The sequence below is a fragment of the Paracoccus onubensis genome (genome assembly GCF_003591515.1).
In the GTDB taxonomy this organism is placed as follows: Bacteria; Pseudomonadota; Alphaproteobacteria; order Rhodobacterales; family Rhodobacteraceae; genus Paracoccus; species Paracoccus onubensis.
Genome location: NZ_QZCG01000012.1, coordinates 147,661 through 169,698, shown reverse-complemented (window position 1 = coordinate 169,698; position 22,038 = coordinate 147,661). Strand labels below are relative to the sequence as shown.

Annotated in this window: 21 protein-coding genes; 7 read left to right on the top strand and 14 right to left on the bottom strand. The window is 58.8% G+C overall.

The window, feature by feature from the left end; all coding sequences use genetic code 11:
* Nucleotides 1-98 precede the first annotated feature (98 nt).
* The 9 genes from D3P04_RS17465 to D3P04_RS17425 all read right to left on the bottom strand — a co-directional run bounded on the left by D3P04_RS17465 (nt 99) and on the right by D3P04_RS17425 (nt 8,141).
* Nucleotides 99-1,220, bottom strand: coding sequence for an AAA family ATPase (locus D3P04_RS17465; RefSeq protein WP_232845062.1), 1,122 nt, complete (start codon nt 1,218-1,220; stop codon nt 99-101).
* Nucleotides 1,217-1,564 carry a hypothetical protein gene (locus D3P04_RS17460; protein ID WP_119751119.1) on the bottom strand — a complete coding sequence of 116 codons (348 nt, stop codon included), beginning with the start codon at nt 1,562-1,564 and terminating at the stop codon, nt 1,217-1,219. Before D3P04_RS17460 ends, D3P04_RS17465 begins: the two co-directional genes overlap by 4 nt.
* Nucleotides 1,565-1,579: 15 nt before the next feature.
* Nucleotides 1,580-1,762 (bottom strand): helix-turn-helix transcriptional regulator, encoded by a 183-nt coding sequence (locus D3P04_RS17455; RefSeq protein ID WP_119751117.1) that lies wholly within the window; start codon nt 1,760-1,762, stop codon nt 1,580-1,582.
* A 107-nt stretch (nt 1,763-1,869) separates the two neighbouring features.
* A complete protein-coding gene (locus D3P04_RS17450) occupies nt 1,870-2,694 on the bottom strand; it encodes a hypothetical protein (protein WP_119751116.1) in 825 nt (274 codons plus the stop codon).
* Nucleotides 2,694-3,869: a tyrosine-type recombinase/integrase gene (locus tag D3P04_RS17445; protein WP_232845061.1), complete on the bottom strand. Its 1,176-nt coding sequence runs from the start codon at nt 3,867-3,869 to the stop codon at nt 2,694-2,696. The genes D3P04_RS17450 and D3P04_RS17445 overlap by 1 nt, the downstream gene beginning before the upstream one ends.
* A gap of 197 nt (nt 3,870-4,066) precedes the next feature.
* Nucleotides 4,067-5,506, bottom strand: coding sequence for a D-alanyl-D-alanine carboxypeptidase/D-alanyl-D-alanine endopeptidase (dacB, locus tag D3P04_RS17440; protein WP_119751113.1), 1,440 nt, complete (start codon nt 5,504-5,506; stop codon nt 4,067-4,069).
* Entirely contained in the window at nt 5,503-6,117 is a 615-nt protein-coding gene (locus tag D3P04_RS17435; RefSeq protein ID WP_119751111.1) for a nicotinate-nucleotide adenylyltransferase, read from the bottom strand. The genes dacB and D3P04_RS17435 overlap by 4 nt, the downstream gene beginning before the upstream one ends.
* A 57-nt stretch (nt 6,118-6,174) precedes the next feature.
* Nucleotides 6,175-7,782: a diguanylate cyclase domain-containing protein gene (locus D3P04_RS17430; RefSeq protein WP_119751110.1), complete on the bottom strand. Its 1,608-nt coding sequence runs from the start codon at nt 7,780-7,782 to the stop codon at nt 6,175-6,177.
* Between the two features lie 68 nt (nt 7,783-7,850).
* The gene (locus D3P04_RS17425; protein ID WP_119751108.1) at nt 7,851-8,141 is read right to left on the bottom strand and encodes a DUF3572 domain-containing protein; all 291 of its coding nucleotides are present in this window, start codon (nt 8,139-8,141) and stop codon (nt 7,851-7,853) included.
* 130 nt (nt 8,142-8,271) lie between these two features.
* Between D3P04_RS17425 and D3P04_RS17420 the strand changes: the two genes are divergently transcribed.
* Complete coding sequence (locus tag D3P04_RS17420) at nt 8,272-8,697, top strand: DUF983 domain-containing protein (RefSeq protein WP_119751107.1); 426 nt, start codon at nt 8,272-8,274, stop codon at nt 8,695-8,697.
* Nucleotides 8,694-9,389: an NUDIX hydrolase gene (locus D3P04_RS17415; protein WP_119751105.1), complete on the top strand. Its 696-nt coding sequence runs from the start codon at nt 8,694-8,696 to the stop codon at nt 9,387-9,389. Before D3P04_RS17420 ends, D3P04_RS17415 begins: the two co-directional genes overlap by 4 nt.
* 105 nt (nt 9,390-9,494) lie before the next feature.
* Here the strand turns inward: D3P04_RS17415 and D3P04_RS17410 are convergent, their stop codons facing one another.
* From D3P04_RS17410 to D3P04_RS17395, 4 genes are read right to left on the bottom strand one after another with little or no spacing between them, the layout of a single operon-like run.
* Entirely contained in the window at nt 9,495-10,580 is a 1,086-nt protein-coding gene (locus D3P04_RS17410) for an acyl-CoA dehydrogenase family protein (RefSeq protein WP_119751103.1), read from the bottom strand.
* A gap of 5 nt (nt 10,581-10,585) precedes the next feature.
* A complete protein-coding gene (locus D3P04_RS17405) occupies nt 10,586-11,770 on the bottom strand; it encodes an acyl-CoA dehydrogenase family protein (protein WP_119751102.1) in 1,185 nt (394 codons plus the stop codon).
* Nucleotides 11,771-11,774: 4 nt separating this feature from the next.
* Nucleotides 11,775-13,862, bottom strand: coding sequence for a 3-hydroxyacyl-CoA dehydrogenase NAD-binding domain-containing protein (locus D3P04_RS17400; RefSeq protein ID WP_119751101.1), 2,088 nt, complete (start codon nt 13,860-13,862; stop codon nt 11,775-11,777).
* A 21-nt stretch (nt 13,863-13,883) separates the two neighbouring features.
* Entirely contained in the window at nt 13,884-15,074 is a 1,191-nt protein-coding gene (locus tag D3P04_RS17395; RefSeq protein ID WP_119751099.1) for an acetyl-CoA C-acyltransferase, read from the bottom strand.
* Between the two features lie 525 nt (nt 15,075-15,599).
* On the opposite strand from D3P04_RS17395, the gene D3P04_RS17390 reads away from it, so the two are divergent.
* A complete protein-coding gene (locus tag D3P04_RS17390) occupies nt 15,600-16,439 on the top strand; it encodes an IclR family transcriptional regulator (RefSeq protein WP_232845060.1) in 840 nt (279 codons plus the stop codon).
* A 49-nt stretch (nt 16,440-16,488) separates the two neighbouring features.
* On the opposite strand, the gene D3P04_RS17385 is transcribed toward D3P04_RS17390, so the two are convergent.
* On the bottom strand, nt 16,489-17,409 hold the full coding sequence (locus D3P04_RS17385; protein ID WP_119751096.1) for a LysR family transcriptional regulator: 921 nt from the start codon (nt 17,407-17,409) through the stop codon (nt 16,489-16,491).
* A 177-nt stretch (nt 17,410-17,586) separates the two neighbouring features.
* Between D3P04_RS17385 and D3P04_RS17380 the strand changes: the two genes are divergently transcribed.
* The 4 genes from D3P04_RS17380 to D3P04_RS17365 all read left to right on the top strand — a co-directional run bounded on the left by D3P04_RS17380 (nt 17,587) and on the right by D3P04_RS17365 (nt 22,028).
* Nucleotides 17,587-18,711, top strand: a complete 1,125-nt coding sequence (locus tag D3P04_RS17380) for a TAXI family TRAP transporter solute-binding subunit (protein ID WP_119751094.1) — start codon at nt 17,587-17,589, stop codon at nt 18,709-18,711.
* Between the two features lie 76 nt (nt 18,712-18,787).
* On the top strand, nt 18,788-20,731 hold the full coding sequence (locus D3P04_RS17375) for a TRAP transporter permease (protein ID WP_119751092.1): 1,944 nt from the start codon (nt 18,788-18,790) through the stop codon (nt 20,729-20,731).
* A complete protein-coding gene (locus tag D3P04_RS17370) occupies nt 20,728-21,396 on the top strand; it encodes a 3-oxoacid CoA-transferase subunit A (RefSeq protein ID WP_119751090.1) in 669 nt (222 codons plus the stop codon). The genes D3P04_RS17375 and D3P04_RS17370 overlap by 4 nt, the downstream gene beginning before the upstream one ends.
* Nucleotides 21,393-22,028: a 3-oxoacid CoA-transferase subunit B gene (locus D3P04_RS17365; protein WP_119751088.1), complete on the top strand. Its 636-nt coding sequence runs from the start codon at nt 21,393-21,395 to the stop codon at nt 22,026-22,028. The genes D3P04_RS17370 and D3P04_RS17365 overlap by 4 nt, the downstream gene beginning before the upstream one ends.
* Nucleotides 22,029-22,038: the final 10 nt, after the last annotated feature.

Here is a 22,038-nt window from a genome sequence, read left to right as displayed (position 1 = left end):
GGTTGGAAGGGGGTTGGAACAGGGTTGGAAGGTTTTGGGGCATAGGTTGGAAGGGGGTTGGAACGGTATTATTTTACCGTTGGAAGGGGGTTGGAACATCATTCGACCAGCTCCAAAAACTGCCTGCGTTTGGAGGGTGGCCCATGTTCAGCGGCTCTGATCTTACCCTGCGCGAGCAGTGTCTCCATTGCCGATCTGAATGCCGCCTTGCTGACACCTTCCGCGTCGGGATGCACAGCAAAGACACTCGGTGCATAGGTCTGGCCGCCGCTTGTGTTGACCTTGCGTCCTTGTGCATCAAGGATACGCAGCAGCTTGATAAACACGCGCTCGGCCTTGGCGCCTCTGGCCATGCGATCCAGCCCTGTCTCAGCAGGATCAGCAATGAATACACCATCGCGCCATGTCATGCTGATCTCGCCGCCTGTGCGGCCATAGTTGGCCTTCTTGGTGGACAGCACGCGTGCATCAGGGTTGGCCTCATATCCATCCTCTGAGATGCGTTCGAGGTAAAGCCGCGATCGTACGCTGTTATTCCAGCCCGTGGAGCCGCTTGTGCCGCTGCCACTGTTGAGGCCGGACAAAGACGGATGCGCCAGCAGGATCACCGCGCAGTCATGGCGAATGGCCAGCCCGCGTAACAGACCGATGAAGTGCCGCGCCTGCGCCCTATCATTCTCATTCCCGGGGAAAAGGTCAGCCAAGGTGTCCAGCACCAGAAGCGTCGGCTTTTCCTCATCGAGACGGGCATTCAGGTCAGCGAATAACGGTGATGGTGACAGCACCCCGGAACCGCGGTCCAGATGAGCCAGCAAGGCATCCTCACCAGCGAGACTTCGGATCGTCAGGCGATCAAGGTCACTGAACTGATGGCCAGCGGAGCGTACTATGTCATCAAGCCGCCGGTGCAACTCGGCATCGTCATCCTCGGCACTGACGAATAAGGTCCCTCCCCCTGTCACCTGCCGTTCCAGCCATTTGCCGCCTGTAGCAACAGCGCAGGCCAGTTGCAGGGCCAGGAGCGATTTTCCCGTACCGCCGTCACCTCCAAGCAGTGTCACGGTTCCAGAAGGAACCAGATCGCGGACCAGCCAGTTGCGAAGCGGAACCTCCATACCTTGCAGTGAGGCAGCGGAATAGAACTCTGATGCCCGGGGCGTGGGATCTTCGGTATAGGGATTGTGCCGATCCTGTTGGTCCAGGTGGGCGAATACATTCAAGCGGCGCTCCTTTCCTGAACATAGGCAAGGAATGCGTTCTGATCACGGACGCTGAGACGGTTGAAACAGGCGAGACAGTAAGCCTTATGCTCGACCGGTCTGGCGTATGCCGCCCAATCGGTCGCCTCGGCCATTACGCTGCCAAAAGCCGGGATCGGTGCGCCTGCGCTGTAGAAATCCGTCAGAAATTCGAGAACCGGGATTCTATCCTCCGGGGCGCAATCGTGGATTGCCATCGCCGCCGCCTTCGCCTTGTCGTGCCGATCGATATTCTCGGTGAACCATTGGTTCCATTCTGCAAGGTCGCTGAACGGTTCGGCTGTGAATTGCGTGATCGCAATCATCAGACCACCCCTCAGTCACGCAGCAACAGGGCGCGAGGCCAGCCAGTCGGCAATCTCGTCCTCGGCCCATGCGACCGCCTTGCGGGTCAACTTGATCGGGCGCGGAAACTCTCCCTCACTCATCATGCGGTAAATAGTCGAGGTAGAAAGGCCGGTCATGGTCTCCACCTCAGGGCGGCGAATATATCGCTTTCCCATCGGTCACTCCTGCGATTGTTTGACAACTGCTGGAATGATGGGGGTATAACTTATACAATTAAATGAGACAGAAAGGACAATAATGGACAGGCAAGAATATCGGCGGTTTAGTCCATTTTGTCCTGATTATTGTCCAAAGCGCGCTTGATAGTCTTTTGGCTAATCCTTCTCCCGGCCACTTCTTCTATCTGATCCTCAACAACAGACCAATGTGTAGAACCATGCCCGTTAGGATATGCAAGTTTATAAGCCTCAAGTGCAATATTTTGCAGTTGAGGTCGTCCTTTTCGCCCTATAGCGTTATTGGATGCGTTGACCTCGAACCTTGGATAATCAAAACCAATTCCAGACAAAAGCTCGTCAATATCTTTTGGGAACTCATCGGGCTTAACACAGATCGCCCACCCATCGAAATTTCTCACAATACGCAATAAATTAGACAGTTCCTCTTCCGAAAAATCGACAGCAATTCGTGAGATACGATCCTCAGTGACATCGATTGTGGAGGTGTGGAAATCGCAGAATGTAAATCGTTCAAATGGATCAGAATTCGATGGCCGCTTACCAAGTGAATCTGTATTTTCTAACGCACGATGAAAAGGCACCGTCAACTCACCACTATACCCCTCAACGTCAGGAAATTCCCAATCATACCAGTTGAGTTGATCCCGATGTGTCAAAAACGGAGTTGAAATCTGCATCACCTGGCCATGCGGCGCAGCTGCGTAAATCGTATAACTGTTAATTGTTCTCGCGATCATCCACGCATTCAGAACTTCTCGCGCACAAAAAGATTTTAATGCAAAGCCTTTTGTGGGTTTCCAACCTGCATCGAGGCGCCGTGTATTCTCGCACGCCCAAGCGGAAATGCTGGCATCGTATATCTGCGAAATAACAACATCAAATGGGATAAAACCTTCCGGCGCAAACATCAGCCAATCCTCACAACCTTGGCGCTATCCTGCGCGAGATACCTTGCCCATGCGTCCATCATCTTGCGCCGCTTCTCGAACAGGTCGCTGCGGGCATAGGCTCTTTCAGTCTCATCCCCTGACAGGTGCGCCAGGACGGCCTCGGCCACCTCGCGGGGGAAGTTCGTCTTTTCCTGCGCCCATGTGCGGAAGGACGTGCGGAAGCCGTGAATGTCCACATCGAAGCCGTTTTCGCGGATCAGCTTGAGCAGCGTGGCGTCTGACAGCGGCTTGCCCTTCTTGGTGCCGGGGAACACCAGATCATCATCCAGTCCCCCTGCCCGTTCCAGCACCGCCATCGCGCGGGCGGACAACGGTATGCGATGAGGCCGATCCATTTTCATTCGATCGGCCGGAATTTCCCAGACCTTGGCCGTCATGTCGATCTCTGACCAGCGGGCTTCGCGCACCTCGACCGATCGTACGCATGTCAGCACCAGCAATTCAAAACACAGCTTGGTCGATAGGCCGGCGCTTGTCGCGGCGACTGTATCGAGGCAGCCCGCGACCTGATCATATGGCAGGGATTTCCGGTGCGTCGTCTTAGCCGTCTGCTTAGGCAGGCCTTTATCTACCGAATCAACGGGATTGTCCCTGCGCCAGCCCTTAGCGATGCACCATTTCATGACGGTGCCGATCCGCTGTTTCACCCGGCGTGCGGTTTCAGCCTTGGTCAGCCAGATCGGTTGCAGGACGGCCAGAATATCGCCTGAGGTCACGTCCGGCACCTTAGTCGATCCCATCGTGGGAAAGGCATAGGTCGCCAGCGTGTTGAGGAATTGATCGCCGTGCTTGGGGTTCTTCCAGGTCGGCAGGTGGATGCGGTGAACCTCGCGGGCCGCTTCCTCGAATGTCAGGACTGCCTTTGCCTCTCTGCGCTCCGCCAGAGGATCGCCACCGGCTCGGGCCAGCTTGCGGTTCTCATAGGCCGCGATCCGGGCATCAGCCAGCGACACGAAATCAAGACTGCCGAGGCCGAGTTCACAACGCTTTCCGTTGATGACAATGCGCTGGACCCAGAACTTGCCACCGGGCTTATCGACCCGCAGATAGAGGCCGTGGCCGTCGAAATATTTCCCCGGCTCGGTGACGGTCTGCACCATGCGGGCGGTGAGTGTTTTAGCCGGTTTGCGCAACAGGTATCCCAACCTTTCTTTCCGCCATAACTTCCCCCACTTGGCGCGGGAACAACATGAACATTAACGGAACATGCGGGAACAACGCAAGAGAAAATATCCAATCAATTCTATGTACTTAGGAAGGTTACGGAACGTGCAGGTATTTAGTTACCTTTCCACCGCCTCCGCCATTTCCAATTGAAACCGCAACAAATTCAAGCGAAGCGCATAATCCAGTTCTCGATCAGATCATACTGAACCCGCTTGGCTTTCCGGGTCCAGCCGATTACGCCGGAGGGAAGGTCCTGCCCTTGTGTTGCTGCGTGCCGGTCCGGGTCAGAACAGAGAATCGCGAAAGCCAACCTGCGACCGGAAGGCGCGGTCGCAAATCCTGCCAGATTCGAGACGAAATTGAGCGTGCCAGTCTTGGCGACCACCTCTGCCATCGTCTTCGTATCGGTCTTCACGGATTCGGCCAACGGATCATGTTTGAGAAAATCCTGGAGTTTCGCGTCCAGTCCCGGGCCGGCCATCAGCCTTGTCATGGCTGCCGCGGTGACCCTGCTATCCGCGGACAGGCCGGAATGATCCGCCAGCGTCATGTCCGCAGGCTGGATCCGGGTTTCCACCCATTGCTGCATCAACTCCGCCGAGCTTTTCAGATCGGGTGCGGAACTGGCATGAAGCCCAATCACCTCGGCGGTCAGATTGGTCGAATAATACAGCATATCCCTGACGATTTCGCCGAGTGGCGGGCTTTCATGGATGGCAATCTCTTCACCCGCCGGAATGTCCTGAATCACCTCGGGGGAAGGCAGGACCAATCCACTGGCGCGACACAAGGTTTGGAACACATCGCCGGCATATAGTTCGGGCCGGCGCACAGGCAGCCAGCGACTCCCTGCCTGCCCCATGGCCGAACGGTCAACGGTCCAGATTTCATGGCCTCCGTCAAAGCGATAGCTGAACAGGTCCGATTGCGCGGCAGCTTGGGCGGTAACGGTATAGGCACGCGGCGAGTTTCTGGCGGCGCGCGCCTCCAGAGACATCTGATAATCGCCATTTGCCCGGCGCCAGCCAAGATGCACGCGGTTGAAATTCAGGATCATCCCCGAGAGTGCCGGGTTATAGGCGAGATGATCTTCCTGCGGTGGCGCGATCTCTTCGATCCGCGGCAAGGCACCGCCCCAGACCGCGAATCGCTGGGGTGATGTTGTCCCCGCCTTTGTCAGATCGTCCGCAAGACTGGCCAGATCGTCGCTGGAAAGAACCGGATCTCCGCCCCCGGCCAGTATCAGCATCCCGTCCGAGCGCAGCACGCGGGTGCGAAACCGATGCGACGCGCCCAGCCGGTCAAGCGCATAAAGCGCGGTTATGGTCTTGAGCGTGCTGGCAGGAGGAACGGGCACAGCGCCCTCATGTTCCTCAAGCATCTGTCCTGTCGCCGGATCAAAAAGAGCGTAACGGACCCGCCCCGGCAGATCTGCGGCGGCGATAACCGCCCGGCTATCCGGCAACGGCCTGACGGGCGGCCTTGCGGCAAGCCCCTGCCCCGGGATCGCTTTGACCTCAACGTCCTGCGCAAAGGCGCCTTGCGCCGTCAGTCCAAGAGCAACGGCACCCTGAAGCAACTCGCGTCGTGAATACCGTCTCATCCTGTTTCCTCAGTTTGCGGGCTGCGCCCCAGCCGAATAAGTGTCGAAGACAAATGCGACATCGGCAAATTCGCCAGAACCCAGGCAGGTGTATTCATGACCGGCAACAGGCGGGCATTCGCCTCGGGCAGCCGCCACCGGCGCAATATTCGCGCAGTCCGGGATCTTCGTGCCGCCAGACGCGATCCCGGCCGCGCCAGTACTCCCAGCGGAACACGCTGCGCGATCTCGTTCCAGCGATCCCAGCGATCGAATTGCACCAGATTGTCCGAGCCCATCAGCCAGACGAAATGCACGCCCGGACATTGCCGTTGCAGCGCGGCGATCGTGTCCACGGTCAGCCGGGTTCCCAACTGTGCCTCGATATCGGTTATATCCACCTTTGGATGACGCATAAGCTGCCGGGCCTTGTCGATCCGCGCATCGATCGGTGCGGGGCCTTGCGTCTTGAGCGGATTTCCGGGGCTGACCAGCCACCATACCCGATCGAGCCCAAACCGGCACAGGGCGTTTTCGGTGATATGGACATGTCCTTCATGGGCTGGATCGAAAGATCCGCCCAACAGGCCGATACGCATTCCCGGCAAGACAAGGGGTGTTTTTGCGATCATCCGCTCGATTTATCCAATCGGGCGGGTAATGCCAACGCAGGATCTTGTCAGCGATCACTATTGCCAGATCGTTCCGCTATGCGGCCGAAGGTAAGGATTTTCGGATAGGTTCAGTACCGTCACCTGCCCGCCGCCACTTCGCTTTGAACCGTCAAGCGCCGCCTCGGCATCCGACAGCATTGCTTCGAGATTTCGACCAGGACCGACACTCGACATGACAATACCCCAACTGGCGGCGACGTGGCAGTAAGACTCCCCGCAAGGAACAGGCTTTGCAATGGCCGAGGCAATACGCTCGCATAGTGCCCGTGCCTGCATTCCGTCGTGAATATTGGGCAGGATCAATGCGATCCGGTTCCATTCCAGCCTTGCCGCGATATCGCCCTTTGCCACCGCATCGCCGATGATCCGCCCAACCTGCGCAATGATCCGATGACCTGCCACGTGGCCGTAAAATTCCACCATTTCATCAAGATATTCCAGTTCCAGCAGCGCCAGCGCAAAACCGTATTCCTTTTTCAGGTCGCTGCCCGGCATGCCAAGAAATGCCTTTTCGAAACCTTGAACGTTCAGCAATCCGGTCAATGGATCCATCATTGCACGGTTATCCGCGTTCTGTTGCGCCCGGCGACGATCCTGTTCCAGTCGCGGCAAATTCCGCATGACTGAAAGATTGGCGTCATGCAGGAAAACCAGCTCGGATGCGAGGCTGGAGGCCGGAAAATCGGAAATGTCCAGTTGCAGCTTCTTTATCGCATCAGGCAGCCCCGCCCCAAAGCTTAAATCCAGAAGAAGCCGATCCGCCCCGATCCGGACCGGATGAGCATATAATGTGATCTGCGCAGATCCGTTCAGGCGAAGCTCCAATCGAAGACCACGCCGAGCGGCATCATCCAGAACCCCCACCGCCAAGCCGTCGCAAACCGGATGAATGATTGTGAAGGCCTCGTCCAGGTTGCTGGCATGGGCAGGCAGGAACTTCCGTAATGTCGGCCCTGCGCCCAACAGGTTTCCCTGCCCGTCCACGATAAGATGCATTGGCAGCAATATCGAGATAGCGTCGTCGCTTATGGTGAACGAAGCTGTTTTCAATTCGTCCTTCATGGCGTTTTCACCTTCAGAATTGCCGTCATTGCAACCGATGGCCGAAATTGCGGCCTGCGTGGCCCTCACCTGGATTTCGACGTGGTTTTCACCTGCAACGATCCCGGTATCTGCCTCGTAGTCCTTTGCCATCACGCGCAGCATTCCGGCCAGAAGATCGCTCCACCCGCCCCGACCCGGGGGAAGTTCCACGGATACCGCCTTGCCCCCGGCACTGCGGACCCGAAGCTGGGGAATGGCGGCTTCGCCCAATACCAGACGCAGGCGATCCGGAAGCATGCCGAGATTGGTCAGAAACTCGCTGAAATCGCGCCCCATGACGCGCAGCGCGTTCCGAACCGGTTCTATACGCGCGATCCATTCGCCAAAATCGCCGAATATTTCGGTCTCGGGCTTCCCCAGCAGATGCGCCGCCTTGGAAATCAATGCGATACCGTCTCGGGCCGAGAAGGATGAGAAATGACAGTCGGCTTCCATGGCCGCATGGGCAGAATCCAAAAACTGGCGACCGTGATTTTGCCGCATATAGGATTCGATAGAGTGTCGGACCAGCCAGTTCATGAATATCTCCGCTGGAACGATCAATAATCCCTATCTGTAAAGGAAGTACGAAAGGCGACGCAGAAAACTCAGTCCGGCTCCCAACCGAAACTGCCCGGTCCGCCAATCACCGTACGGGCGGCCAGAACTTCCTCGGGACGGATGCCGATCGCCTGGGAAAAATCCAGTACCCGACGATCATCTTCCAGCAGGAAATCAAGCAAATGCGCATGAAAATCCGGGCTTTCGGCCGCCTTGCGCAATGTTTCGGGATCAAGGCCGCTGCTGGCGAATAATGCAGATACCAGTTCGGGGCGGGCGGCGATATGGGAGAGAGCCTGCAATGCAAGCTTTTCCGCCGCTTGGATGCTATAGCTCATTTCTCCTCCGAAAGGTTGAGACTCTGCGGCATATCTGCACAGTATTACTGCTAACTATGGCGGTGCCAGCGTCAAGACGTTATGTTGAGCCCAGGCTCCGACGGCCGTGCGAGCGAAGGAATATGCTGCGATGACCCAAACCGATACAAACCTGTCTGCCGTACAGGAACGCCCCCTGCGCGAGGCGATGATGCGCGGGGTGAAAGGTCGTTGTCCTTCATGCGGCGACGGCAGGCTGTTCAGTTCTTACCTGAAAGTCGTGGATCATTGCCCGAATTGCGGCGAGGCATTGCACCATCAGCGCGCGGATGACGGGCCGGCATATCTGACGATCCTTCTGGTCTCGCATCTTGCTGCGCCGCTGCTTCTGGCCTCTTATATCGCGTGGCGGCCGAGTGCGATGACAATGATCCTGATATTCGGGCTTGGAACCGTGATCCTTTCGCTTCTTCTACTGCCACGGATCAAGGGTGGCATGGTCGGGCTGCAATGGGCACGGCGCATGCATGGGTTCAGCAAAGATTCCGGAACCGCCCCCGGAACCCTCTCATCATGAACCAACTAGAAAATCCGCCGATCCGGGACGCCGCAACGATCATTCTGGTCAGGCGTGATGAAGGCGGCAGTTCTGTTCTGATGGGTATGCGCGGGGCGAAGGCAGCCTTCATGCCCTCGAAATACGTCTTTCCGGGCGGCGCCGTCGATCACGAGGATGCGGCAAGCCCTCTTGCCCGCCCGATTGGCGAACTGCACCGGCAGCGCCTTGTTGCCGAGCCGCGCGAAGGCATATCACCGGATCCGCATGCCATTTCCGCCGCCGCCCTGCGCGAGCTGGCCGAAGAAACCGGGCTGCTGATCGGCTTGCAGGACGGTCCGCAAAGCACATGGCCGGGATATGCCGAAACCGGCCTGAGTCCGGATGCCTCGCAATTGCACTATGTCTTTCGGGCCATTACCCCACCCGGTCGGCCCCGGCGTTTCGACGCACGGTTCTTTGTTGTCGATGCGCATAGGATCAGCGGCAATCCGGATGATTTTGGCCGCGCTTGTGACGAGCTTTCGCATCTTCACTGGGTTCCGCTGGCAGAGGCGAGAACGTTGAATCTTCCCTTCATCACGGAAGTCGTGCTGGCCGAGATCACCGAGTTGACCGGATCGGTCCCCTATCATGCGCCGCTTCCGCAGCCCGATACCGTACCCTTCTTCGACAATCGCACCGCATCGCCGCGTTTCGCCCAGATTGCATAGGGCCTTGCCGTTTTTCTCAGCGGGACCGCGTCGTTCGGAATGCGTTTCCGCCCGGTAGCCAGCAGAAGAAATCCGCTCCTTCTGCCGCGCTGTACCGGTTTGCAATCACGCCGGCGCGTTTGGCTTATCCGGCATCAGGATCAGACGTTGCACGTGATCGACGTGATCGCCAAGCTGATGATCGATCATGACCAGGCGCTTGGCATAATGGGCACCGGGATATTCCCAGGTCATGCCGATACCCCCATGCATCTGGATCGCGTCTTCCGCAATTTTCCGCCCCATGCGTCCGATCAGGTTCTTGGCCTGCGATACCCTGCGGGTCTGATCGCTGCCTCCGAATGCCGCTACCGCAGCGATGGTGATCGAGCGGCATTGCTCCAGTTCCACCAACATATCCACGACCCGGTGCTGCAGGGCCTGGAACGCGGCAAGCGGCCTGTCGAATTGCTGGCGTTGCTTCAGATAATCCACGGTCAGATCAATCAACCGGGTCATCACACCGACCGCCTCGGCACAAAGCGCGATGCGGCCAAGATCAAGCGCGTCCTCCAACGCCCCGCAGCAATCGGCGGAAACGCATTCTGCGGGCAGATCGTCCATGATCAGATCGGCGATATTTCCGCCATCAACCATGGTGGCCGAAATCAGTTCGGGATTTTCGGGCAGGAACAGCCCGATACCGTCATCCGTGCGGGCCGCGACCAGAAGGTGATCCGCCCCGGCCGCACCATATACAGCCGATTTCCGTCCGGTCAGACGCCATCTGTCGCCGCTCTTCCGCGCGTCCGCCTCGAGATAAGAAAGATCGCAAGCCACCTGCGGTTCATAGACGGCAAGCGCCGTCCGGGCGGTTCCGGCAACAATATCGCCAACCATTTCACGGCGGCCCAGTGCCGCCAGCAGGCGAATGCCAAGCAACGTCCCCAGCAGCGGCTCGGCGCAGAGACCGCGGCCGACTTCCTCGAAGATGACAAGGACGTCCTCGGGGCTGCCCCCGAAACCGCCCTGCTCTTCCGTTACGAAAGCGCCCATCACACCCAGATCGGCCAGACCCGACCAGATTTCCGGCGAATGCCAAGGTTCGGCATAGACCTGTTTGTTGCGGGTTTCGAACTCGTAATTATCGGCCAAAAACCGGCGCAGACTGTCCGCCAGCATCTGGTGGTGGTCAGAGAGGTTGAAATCCATTCACATCACCCCCGGAACAGTTCTTTGGCAACGATATTGCGCTGGATTTCATTCGAGCCGCCATAGATCGACAATTTGCGGTGGTTGAAGTAAACCGGTGCCGCGCGGGCCGCCTCTACCGGCACCGCCAATTCGTTTTCGGAAAGCTCCGAAGCCATCGGCGCTGCATTGTGGCCCAGGGCGGAGCGATACAGATCCTGAATGGCCTGCCGGACCTGCGTGCCTTTCAGTTTGAGCATCGAGCTTTCCCTTCCGCCGGCCGCACCCTCGCGGGCATTGGCAAGCATCCGCAGATTGGTGATGCGCATCGCTTCAAGTTCCGCCTCGATCTCGGCAGCACGGGTGGCATAAACAGGATGATCCGCTATCCGTTTTCCATCACGGGTGATCTGGCGGGACAGGCGGTGATAGCGTTCCATATCCTTGATAGAGAACCCGGTGCCGGCGATATTCGTCCGCTCATGCGTCAGCAGATATTTGGCGATGGTCCAGCCCTGGTTTTCTTCACCCACAAGATTGGAAACGGGAACACGGACATCGGTAAAGAACACTTCGTTCACTTCGCTTCCGCCCTCGATCAGCCGGATGGGACGCATCTCGATACCGGGAGTATTCAGGTCCATCAGCAGAAAACTGATACCCTCCTGTGGCTTTCCTTGGGTCGAGGTCCGGACAAGGCAGAAAATCCTGTTCGCGTGCTGGCCCAGCGTGGTCCAGGTTTTCTGGCCATTGACAATGTAATGATCGCCGTCCCGGACCGCCCGTGTCTTCAGGCTGGCCAGATCCGATCCCGCGCCGGGTTCGGAATAGCCCTGGCACCACCAGTCGCTGCCATCCAGAATTCCGGGAAGGATATCACGTTTCTGCTCTTCGGTGCCGAACTTGAACAGAACCGGGCCAAGCATGTTCAAACCGAAGGGAAGCAGGCGCGGTGCGGAATGCAATGCGCATTCCTCTGCGAAGATATGCCGTTCGACAGCATTCCAGCCGGTGCCGCCATATTCCCTGGGCCATGTCGCCGCAAGCCAGCCGCGTTCGTGGAGGATGGACTGCCAGCGCAACAGATCCTCTTTTGTCAGTTCCTTGCCGGCAGAAACCTTCTCGGCAAGCTCATCGGGCAGCTTCTCCTTCAGGAAGGCGCGGACCTCATCGCGGAAAGCACGTTCTTCGGGGGTGAATTCCAGATCCATTGACCTATTCCCTGTTCAGGTCGGCGAAGCTGCGGCCCGTTTCGGCCAGTTCCCGCAAAAGCGCAGGGACCTGCCAGTAATGGGGATCCTCTTTCGCATATTCCTCGATCCTCCTGACCAGCTCCATCGCGCCGATCTGATCGGCATAATTAAGCGGTCCGCCACGGTGCCGGGGAAAACCATAGCCGAACAGGAACACCGCATCGACATCGACGGGCCGCTGGGCGATGCCCTCCCTGACGACGCGGGCTGCCTCGGAGATCATTGCCGTCATGTAGCGGGCCACGATATCCTCATCGCTGAATTCGCGGGGTGCGATGCCCTGCTCTGCCCGCTCGCTCTCGACGATTTTCACGACATCCGGATTCGGTGTGCGATTGCCGGGATCGTCATAGAGATAATATCCTTTCCCGGTCTTGCGTCCGAACCAGCCCTGTTCACATATGCGGTCGGCAATCCTGACATAGCGTTCCTCGGGCGGGCGGGTCGGTGCCTTGCGCTTCCGCGTCGCCCAACCGATATCCATCCCGGCCAGATCGGCGACGGCAAATGGCCCCATGGCGAAGCCAAAATCTTCAAGCGCATGGTCGATCTGCTCGAATGAAGCGCCATCAAGCATCATGTAATCGGCGGCTTTCCGGTAATGCGCCAGAATGCGATTGCCGATGAAGCCGTCGCAGACACCCGAACGAACCGCCACCTTCTTCATCCTTGCGGCCAAAGCCCAGGCGGTCGCGACGATCTCGGGCGCCGTCTTATCGCCCACCACCACCTCCAGCAGGCGCATGACATGCGCGGGCGAGAAGAAATGCAGGCCAATCACGTCCTGCGGGCGCGATGTCATGGCGGCGATGTCGTTCACATCCAGATAAGATGTATTCGTACCCAGAACCGCGCCGGCTTTGCAGATCCTGTCCAGCTTGCCGAAGATCTCTTTCTTGACGCCGATATCCTCGAAAACCGCTTCGATGACCAGATCGACCTGCGCGAGGCTTTCCAGCTCCGTCGTTGCGGTCAAGGCTGCTGCGGCCTTGTCGCGGGCCTCGGCGGATAATTTGCCGCGTTTGACCGCACCGTCAAGATTTCTGGTGATCGCGGTCTTGGCGGCATCGGCACGGTCCTGTGCCATTTCGACCAGCGTGACCGGGATCCCCGCGGTCAACAGCGCAGTCGCGATTCCCACGCCCATCGTGCCCCCACCGATAACACCGGCGCTCGCAATCTCCCGGGGAACCGCGCCGGCCTCGGGGATATGTTTGACCGCCCGCTCGGCATTGAATGCATGGATCAGCCCCTGACGGTCGGGGCTTGCCATCAGCTCCATGAACAGCGCCCGCTCGGCCTGCAGCCCCTCGGCAATGGGTTTGCCCGCATGTCCGATGGCCTGCACCGCCTTGATCGGGGCTTCGAGCGCCGGGCGCCTGCTGCGCAGTTTCTCAAGCGCAGCGTCGATCATCGCGGAATCCGGCGTCACGGAAATCTCGCCTGTCCGGCGGGTTTTCAGCTCTCCCGCCAGTACGGCCTGCGCGGCAGCCAAAGCTGCCTCACGCGGTTGACCTTCCCCCATCCGGTCCAGAATGCCCAGTTCATGCGCCTCGGATATCGGCAAATGGCGGCCCGTGCTGATGATCTCGATCGCGTTCTGTAGCGGGATCAGGCGCGGCAGACGCTGCGTCCCGCCCGCACCGGGCAGGATGCCCAATGTCACCTCGGGCAATCCGACACGCCCTCCCGGCAGACCAATGCGGGCATGCGAGGCAAGCGCAAGCTCCAGCCCGCCGCCGAATGTCGTGCCATGCACAACCGCCACTACCGGCTTTTCGCTGGCCTCGACGATATTCAGCACGTCGGGCAGAGACGGTTCAATCGGAGTCTTGCCGAATTCGCGGATATCGGCACCAGCCGACAGTGCCCGGCCCTCGCCATAAATCGCAATAACCCTGACCGATGCATCTTTCGTCAGCTGCGCAATCGCATCGACAAGCCCCTGCCGGACGGCCGCACCAAGCGCGTTTACGGGCGGATTGTTCAGGCCAATCAGGCCGATCTCGCCCTGTGTCTCGACCTTCACCGGTGATTCATTCTGACTCATCATTCCCTCCGTTCCGCTGTTTCAGCCAACCCGCTCGATAACCATGGCGATCCCCTGCCCCACGCCGATACACATCGACAGGCAGGCATAGCGTCCACCCATGCGCTCCAGCTGCCGCATCGCGGTCAGGACGATCCGCGCGCCCGAGGCACCCAGCGGATGACCCACCGCAATCGCGCCGCCATTGGGGTTCAGGCGGCTGTCGTTCGGATCGAGTTCCAGCTGTTTGCAGCAGGCCAGCACCTGGGAGGCAAAGGCTTCGTTAATCTCGATCAGGTCCATGTCCTTCATGGTCAGCCCCGCACGCTCAAGCGCCTTGGGTACCGCAAATCCCGGCCCGATCCCCATGATCCGGGGCGGTACACCCGCAATCGCGCCCGAAACGATCCGCGCGCGCGGCCGTGGACCCAAATTCTTCGCGCCGATCAGCAGCGCGGCTGCCCCGTCATTGACGCCAGAGGCATTCGCCGCCGTCACGACCCCGCCTTCATAAAGCGGCTTCATCGAGGCCATCTTTTCCAGTGACGTATCCGGTCGCGGATGCTCATCCGCATCGACCATTGTCACCGCGCCTTTCCGGCCCGGAATCTCGATGGGCAGGATCTCGTCCCTGAAAAAACCATCCGCCCGCGCAGCTTCGTATTTCTGTTGGCTCGCATAGGCGAAAGCGTCACATGGCTCGCGGCCGATCTCGTAATCGGCGGCCAGATTATCCGCTGTCTCCGGCATCGCGAAATCGCCGAATTGCTTGGCGAACGCCTTGTTGGGGAAACGCGTGCCGATCGTCGAATCGTACATCTGTGCCTGACGACCCCATGCGCTTGACGATTTGCCGATCACGAAAGGCGCGCGCGTCATGCTTTCGGTCCCGCCCGCCACATATAACCCGGCCTCGCCCAAGGTGATCGACCGCGCCGCATCCAGAGCCGCAGACATGCCCGAGCCGCAAAGCCGGTTGACGGTCAGCCCGCCCGCCTCCATCCGGACACCACCGAGAAGGCCCGAAAATCGCCCCACATTGCGGCTGTCCTCGCCAGACTGGCAGACATTGCCAAGAATGACATCCTCGATCCGGTCGACGGGCAGATCCGAACGCTCGACAAGAGCGCGGATAACCGTTGCGGCCAGATCGTCGGGACGAATTCCGGCCAAAGCGCCCGCATGGCGCCCGAAAGGGCTGCGCAGCCCATCGTAAATATACCCTTCAAGCATGGTCGTCCCACTCCTTCCTGTCTTGTTGCGCCCTGAAATGCTTCGACCGTCTGTTCCTAGGTACCATGCCTGCCATGATCCCCTTATGCAGGGATCAGAATATCAGAATGCCGGCCATCGATCAGGACCGCGCCGAAGATCTGCAACTTGTAACTCTGGCACTGGCAGGGATCCCTGCGATGATCGTCATACCCTCTTCCCGCAGTTTCCGGACCGGCCTGTCACGAGATATATGCGAACTTTCGTTTCGCATAGCGAACGATTATTGAATGAGGCACGCCGAGTCAATTGTACCGCGATGCAAAATATTCGTTCGCCATACGAAACATCTTGAAATCCATCGCTTCGTGCTAAAGACTGGAAAACCAGTCAAATAGCCAACTGCTGCTTCGGCCCCCCTGGAAACGCTGCCGGGGTTGACAGAAGCCACCAGAATCCGAACGAACCCCCTAAGGTTAATCTCCCATGTTGACCTTATCTCAGCAACGAAGAACGGAAGCGGTGAAAATATCACCCGAGCACAAGATGACCCGGATTACAGACCACATGGATGAGGATGAATCCTCCGACCGGCAATTCGTCAGTGCATTGGCGCGAGGGCTCGATATCCTTGGTTGCTTTCGTGCCAGCGATCGCTATCTGTCCAATCACGAAATCGCGGCACGCACCGGTCTGGCAAAACCCACGGTATCGCGCCTGACCTATACGCTGACTCGGACTGGTCATCTGCGGCGGGACGCTTCAAGCGGCGAATATCGCCTTGGGGCACAGGTGCTGCAACTCGGATTCAGTGCCCTTGCCGCCACCGACCTTTCCGACCGTGCGGGTCCCGATATGGACAGGCTTGCGAACGGCCCAAATCCCTATGTCACGATTGCCCTGGCCGAGCGCAGCCGGAACAGGGCCATCTATCTTGCCGTCAAACGCTCGCAACAGGCGGTTGCCCTGTCGCTGAATGTTGGCGCAAGACTGCCCCTGTTCTACTCGGCCATCGGACGCGCCATCATCGCAAGCATGGATGAAGCCGGGCGGGAAGAGGCGCTGGCAGAGGCAATCGCCGAATTTCCCGAACAGCGCGAGCGGATGGAACATAGTCTTCGCAAGCTGCTGCAGGATTACGAAAACTATGGCTATTGCACAGGTTTTGGCGATTGGCGGGCCGAAATCACCGGGATCGCCGCGCCATTGCGGTCATTGGACGGCACGAGCGTTTACGGATTGAATGTTGGCGGCCCGTCATTTCTTGTTACTCCGGAAGAACTCCACCGGGATTATGGTCCCGCCCTGCTGGAAGCTGTCGACAGACTGGGTGGAACAGGATCAGCGACAGGCGATGTTATCCATGCCCCGGCCAGACGACGATGATACTGCGCCACGCTGCCCCGGACATCTGCGCCGCGGCAATACAGGCACGTCAAAGCCAGCGGGCATCCCAGACGCCCGAATCCACCAGCTGTTTCACCTGACTGATCAACGTCTCTGCAAACCGCTTGATCAGCATGCTTTCGCCATAGCGTTCGGGTGTCCACAGAACGACGTTCCGTCCCAATTCGGGCGAGATGATCGGACGGGCAATGATTTCGTTGCGGTCCTGCATCTTCCGGAACGCGGCACGCGACAGAATGGTATTCCCATGGCCCTGCCGCACCAGGCTGAGCATGACCTGCACGATATCGACCTCGAGCACGACATCGGGGGTGATCCCCTGCTGCGCGGCCGCCGCTTCCAGCAATCGGCGCAGACTATGGGCCGGTGTGGTCAAGATCAGCGGCTGTGCAAAAGCTTCGCTGAACGTAATCGGGGCCGATATGCCTTCGGGCACAGCCGGACACAGCAGGTAAAGCTGTTCGTAGACCAGTGGCCGCGCGTGGCGATCATTGACGGGACCCATCTCATAGGTGATGCCCAGATCGATCGTGCCGCGTTGCAGCCATTCCTTCACATGGCCGGTAAACCCCGAAGCGATCCGCAGCCGGACATGCGGATAGCGCGAGATGAAATGCGCGATCAGCGGCTCGGCCAATATCTCTGCCACAACCGGAGGAAGGCCAAGCGTCAATGTGCCGCGCAATTCTCCGTCATTGCCGGGCAGGTCGCGCAGGATACCGTCGGCATCGGCCAACAACCGTTCGGCCCGCGCCAGAAGCCGCTCCCCCTGCTCGGTCGGCTCGACACCACGGCCGTGACGACGCAGAAGCGCCACGCCCAGTTCCTCTTCAAGTGCCTGAACCTGCCGACTCAGCGCCGGCTGGGCGATATTCAACCGCTCGGCAGCTGCGGTGATGCTGCGCATTCGGCAGATACGGACAAAATTTCGAAGCTGACGCAATTCCATGATGCCGTCATGCTATCGCTGATAGATCCTCAATGCATTTGAAATATGGCCCGAATGCGACAAAACTGCGCAATACTGTATGAGCCGCCGACTGAGGAGGAGCGCGGCAAACCATGGGCGCAGGGCAAATGCCTGAACAACAAAACGACGCCTGAAAAACAATGGGGGAGGAATACCATGATTATCACCAGATTTCTGGGGGTGACCGCATTGGCACTTGGAATTGTGCCGGCCGCGGCGCAGGAACTGCCAAGAACAATGGTCTGGTCGGCCTATGATGTCGGCTCCGCCGGATATGCCGAAGCTTCGGCGATAGCGGATGCATTCGGCAAGAAATTCGGCACCAAGATCCGCATTCAGCCGTCGGGATCATCCGTCGGCCGTTTGCAGCCCGTCCTGACCGGACGCGCCGATTACGGTTTCCTCGCAACCGAATCTTTCTTCGTTTCCGAAGGCGAATTCGACTTCTCGACACCGGAATGGGGGCCGCAGGATCTGCGCGCGATCGCAGGGCGGCCCGCGTCATTCGCCATGGTCACGGCGGCCGACGCGGGAATCGAGCAGGTTGCGGATGCCAAGGGCAAGCGCGCGGCCTTCGTGGTTGGCAACCCTTCGGTCAACCTCAAATGTGAAGCGATTCTCGCTTTCGGCGGATTGACGACCGACGATGTCGAGGTGGTGATGTTTCCAACCTATGCCGCCGCCATGTCATCGATGACGAAGAACGAAGCGGATTTCACCTGCACGACCCCGACCACGAGCCAGCTTTACGAACTGGCGGAATCTCCGCGCGGTATCCGCTGGATTCCGCTTGATGCCGATAACAAGGAAGGTTGGGCGGCGCTGGACGCCGTCCTGCCGATCATGTCGCCATTCGAAGAGGATATCGCGGCGGGACTATCAGATGGCGAAACGGTGGCGATGGCCGCATATCGTTACCCGGTCATTGCCACAAAGGCGGATAAATCCGCGGATGAGGTCTATGCCTTCGTCAAGGCCCTGGACGAGACCTTTGACCTTTACAAGGACGGCACCGCCACGATGACCCGCTGGGATCTGGAGCAATCCGGCCTGCCCCCGGCCGATGTGCCGTTCCACGAAGGCGCAATCCGTTATCTGAAGGAAAAGGGAATCTGGACCGACGAGGCAGAGGCATGGAACCAGAAACGCGTCATGCGGCTGGATGCGATGCTCGCCGCGTGGGAGGAATTCAAACCCGCCAATGAAGACCTGCCTCCCGAGGAATTTTCGGCAAAATGGAAGGAAAAGCAGCAGGAAGTTCTTGAATCTCTGGACTCATAGCATGCGCCGTTGACCAGCCGGGCCATTCCCTTTTTCGCGCTTGGCCCGGCATTCTCGATATCAAGGAAATTTCTGCATGGACCAGACCGATCCAGATGCAACCGGCGCGCCGCCGGTGCCCGGCGTTGATACATCCCGCATTTCGGGCATCGCCGCGATTGCCGTCTATATTCTCGGAGCGGCCGGACTGCTGCTTGCGATCAATCAGGTATTCCTGCTGAATCTGTTCGGTTTTCAGCCGCTTGGAAACTCTTACCTCTATTACCTGATCGGCATCTTTCTCGCCATCGCCTTCATCACCATCCCGGCACGGCGCTCTGCCTCGCGCAGGGTGGACTGGTTTGACTGGGTTCTGTCAGCCCTGACATTGATCGCCTGCGGCTATCTGGGCCTGCATGGCATCGACATCATTCAGCAGGGCTGGGAATTCTCGGCACCGACCGAGGCAAATTTCGCCGCCGGCATGGTCCTGCTTGCCACACTTGAGGGAGTCAGGCGCGGGGGCGGTCCGCTGCTTCTGGGAACCGCATTGCTGTTCGGCTCCTACCCGCTATTTGCCGATTACATGCCCGGATTCCTCTGGGGCACTTCCTTCTCCTTCACGGAAACAATCCGGATCCATGTTCTTGGCGTCGAGAGCATTATCGGCATACCGATGCAGGTCGTTGCCGAACTGGTGATCGGCTTCGTCATCTTCGGCTCTGTCCTGACCGCGACGAAAGGCGCGGATTTCTTCATGGATCTGGCGACAGCGCTTCTGGGGCGCAGCCGCGGCGGACCGGCCAAGGTCGCGGTTCTGGGCAGCGGGATACTTGGGTCGCTATCGGGCAGTGTGATCTCGAATATCCTGACGAGCGGACCGTTCTCGATTCCGACCATGAAGAAGATCGGCTATCCGGCGACCTACGCCGCTGCGATCGAAAGTTGCGCTTCCACCGGGGCGACATTGATGCCGCCGGTGATGGGGACCGTCGCCTTCATCATGGCGTCATTTCTGGGCGTACCCTATGCCGACGTCGTCGCCGCTGCGTTCCTGCCGGCATTGCTGTTCTATATCGCGCTGCTGTTTCAAGTCGATATGTACGCCGCACGCAACGGCCTGAAAGGCCTGCCCAGCTCCGATCTTCGTCCTCTTGGAAAAGTCCTGCTGGATGGCTGGCCTTATCTTTTGTGCCTGTCCGTGCTGATCTTCGTATTGATGGTGATGCGGCTTGAGACATATTCACCCTATGCCGCTTCCGTCGTCTTGCTTGTCACGACCGCATTACGTGGCGAAACCCGGCTGGATCTTGAACGAGCAAAGGCCCTGCTGGTGGATACGGCCAGCAACATCGCCTCGCTCGTCGCCATTCTCGCCGGGATCGGTCTGGTCGTTGGCGGGCTGTCCTATACCGGCGTCGCCGGTGCATTCTCGCGCGAGTTGCTGCTTTATGCCGGGAACAACGTGCCACTGATGCTCATTGCCGGCGCCGTGACCAGCTTCGTTCTGGGGATGGGGATGACGGTAAGCGCCTGTTACATCTTCCTGTCCATCCTGCTTGCGCCAGCGCTTATAGAGGCGGGGCTGAATCCGTTGGCCAGCCATCTGTTCATCCTGTATTGGGGGATGCTGTCCTACATCACCCCGCCTGTGGCGCTGGCATCCATCACGGCAGCCAATCTGGCAGGAGCCAACCCGATGAAGACGGGACTCTATTCGATGCGGCTTGGCGGCGCGCTATTCGTGCTACCTTTCATCTTCATCCATGATAACGGGTTGATCTTCGAAGGTTCCATATTCGGCATCATCCGATCCTTCCTGATCGCTGCAGCAGCCCTCTGGGCATTGACATCCGCTTTCGAGGGTTACCTCTACGGTATCGGCCCGGCCAACTTTCTCAGTCGGGTCCTGATGGGCATAGCCGGAATGATGGCGATCATCCCCGAATTCTATTCGGATCTGATCGGCTTGGCGTTAATCCTGTGCGTCTATGCCACGCATCTTTTCCTTCTGCGCAACAACCGGGGAACGACTTCATGATCGACAAAAGGGTCAGCGATCTGGCCACGGCGGTCGCGCCGATCTTCGATGGCGCAGTGATCATGATTGGCGGGTTCGGAACTTCGGGCATTCCCTTTGGCCTTTTGGCCGCATTGCTGGATCACGGCACGCGGGATCTGACGATCATCGCCAATAACGCCGGAACCGGAGAGGATGCCCTTGCCCTGCTTCTGCGGGAAAACCGCGTAAGCAAGGTGATCTGCTCTTATCCGCGCTCGCCCGGTTCGGTCTGGTTCGAGAAACGTTACGAGGAAGGTCTGATCGAACTCGAGGTGGTGCCGCAGGGAACACTGGCCGAGCGGATCCGCGCCGCAGGTTCCGGCATAGGCGGTTTCTTCACTCCGACCGCTTACGGCACATTGCTTGCGGAAGGCAAGGAAACGCGGGTCATCGACGGGGTCGGCTATGTGTTTGAAAAACCCCTGCCCGCTGATTTTGCCCTGATCCGTGCCGAACAGGCGGATCGCTGGGGCAATCTGCGCTATCACGCCACTGCGCGGAACTTCAATCCGGTGATGGCCACGGCCGCAAAGCACACCATCGCCGAGGTGCGCATTCTGGCCGAAGAACCGCTGGAACCGGAAGCCGTGATCACACCGGGAATTTTCGTAAACAGCGTAGTGGAATACGGGGTAAGGCCATGAAACCGCTTGATGAAAACGGCATGGCGGCGCGGCTCGCGCAGGACATTCCGGACGGCGCTTATGTCAATCTGGGGATCGGCCTGCCAAACCGGGTCGCGCATTTTGTCCCTGAAGGCCGCGAAGTGATGTATCACACCGAAAATGGCCTGCTGGGCGTCGGCCCCATGCCACAAGCGGAACAGGAAGATCCCGAACTGATCAATGCCAGCAAGAAACTGATCACGATGGTTCCGGGGGCATCCCTGTTCGATCATACGCTTTCATTCGCCATGATGCGGGGCAATCATCTCAGCATCGCGGTGCTGGGCGCGTATCAGGTGGCCGAAAATGGCGATCTGGCGAACTGGGCGACGCTTGAACAGAATTTTCCGCCTGCCGTCGGCGGGGCGATGGATCTCGTGGCGGGCGTGCCGCAGATCTATGCACTGATGCGCCACAACTCGCGCGATGGTACGCCCAAAGTGCTGAAGCGCTGCACTTATCCGCTGACCGGCGCCGGGGTTCTGACCCGCGTCTATACGGATCTCTGCGTCCTCGAAGTGACGCCCGAAGGATTCAAACTGATCGATCTGGCCGAGGGAAACAGCCTTGAAGAGGTTCAGGCCGTGACCGAAGCCCGCATCCTGACCTGACGCACTTCAA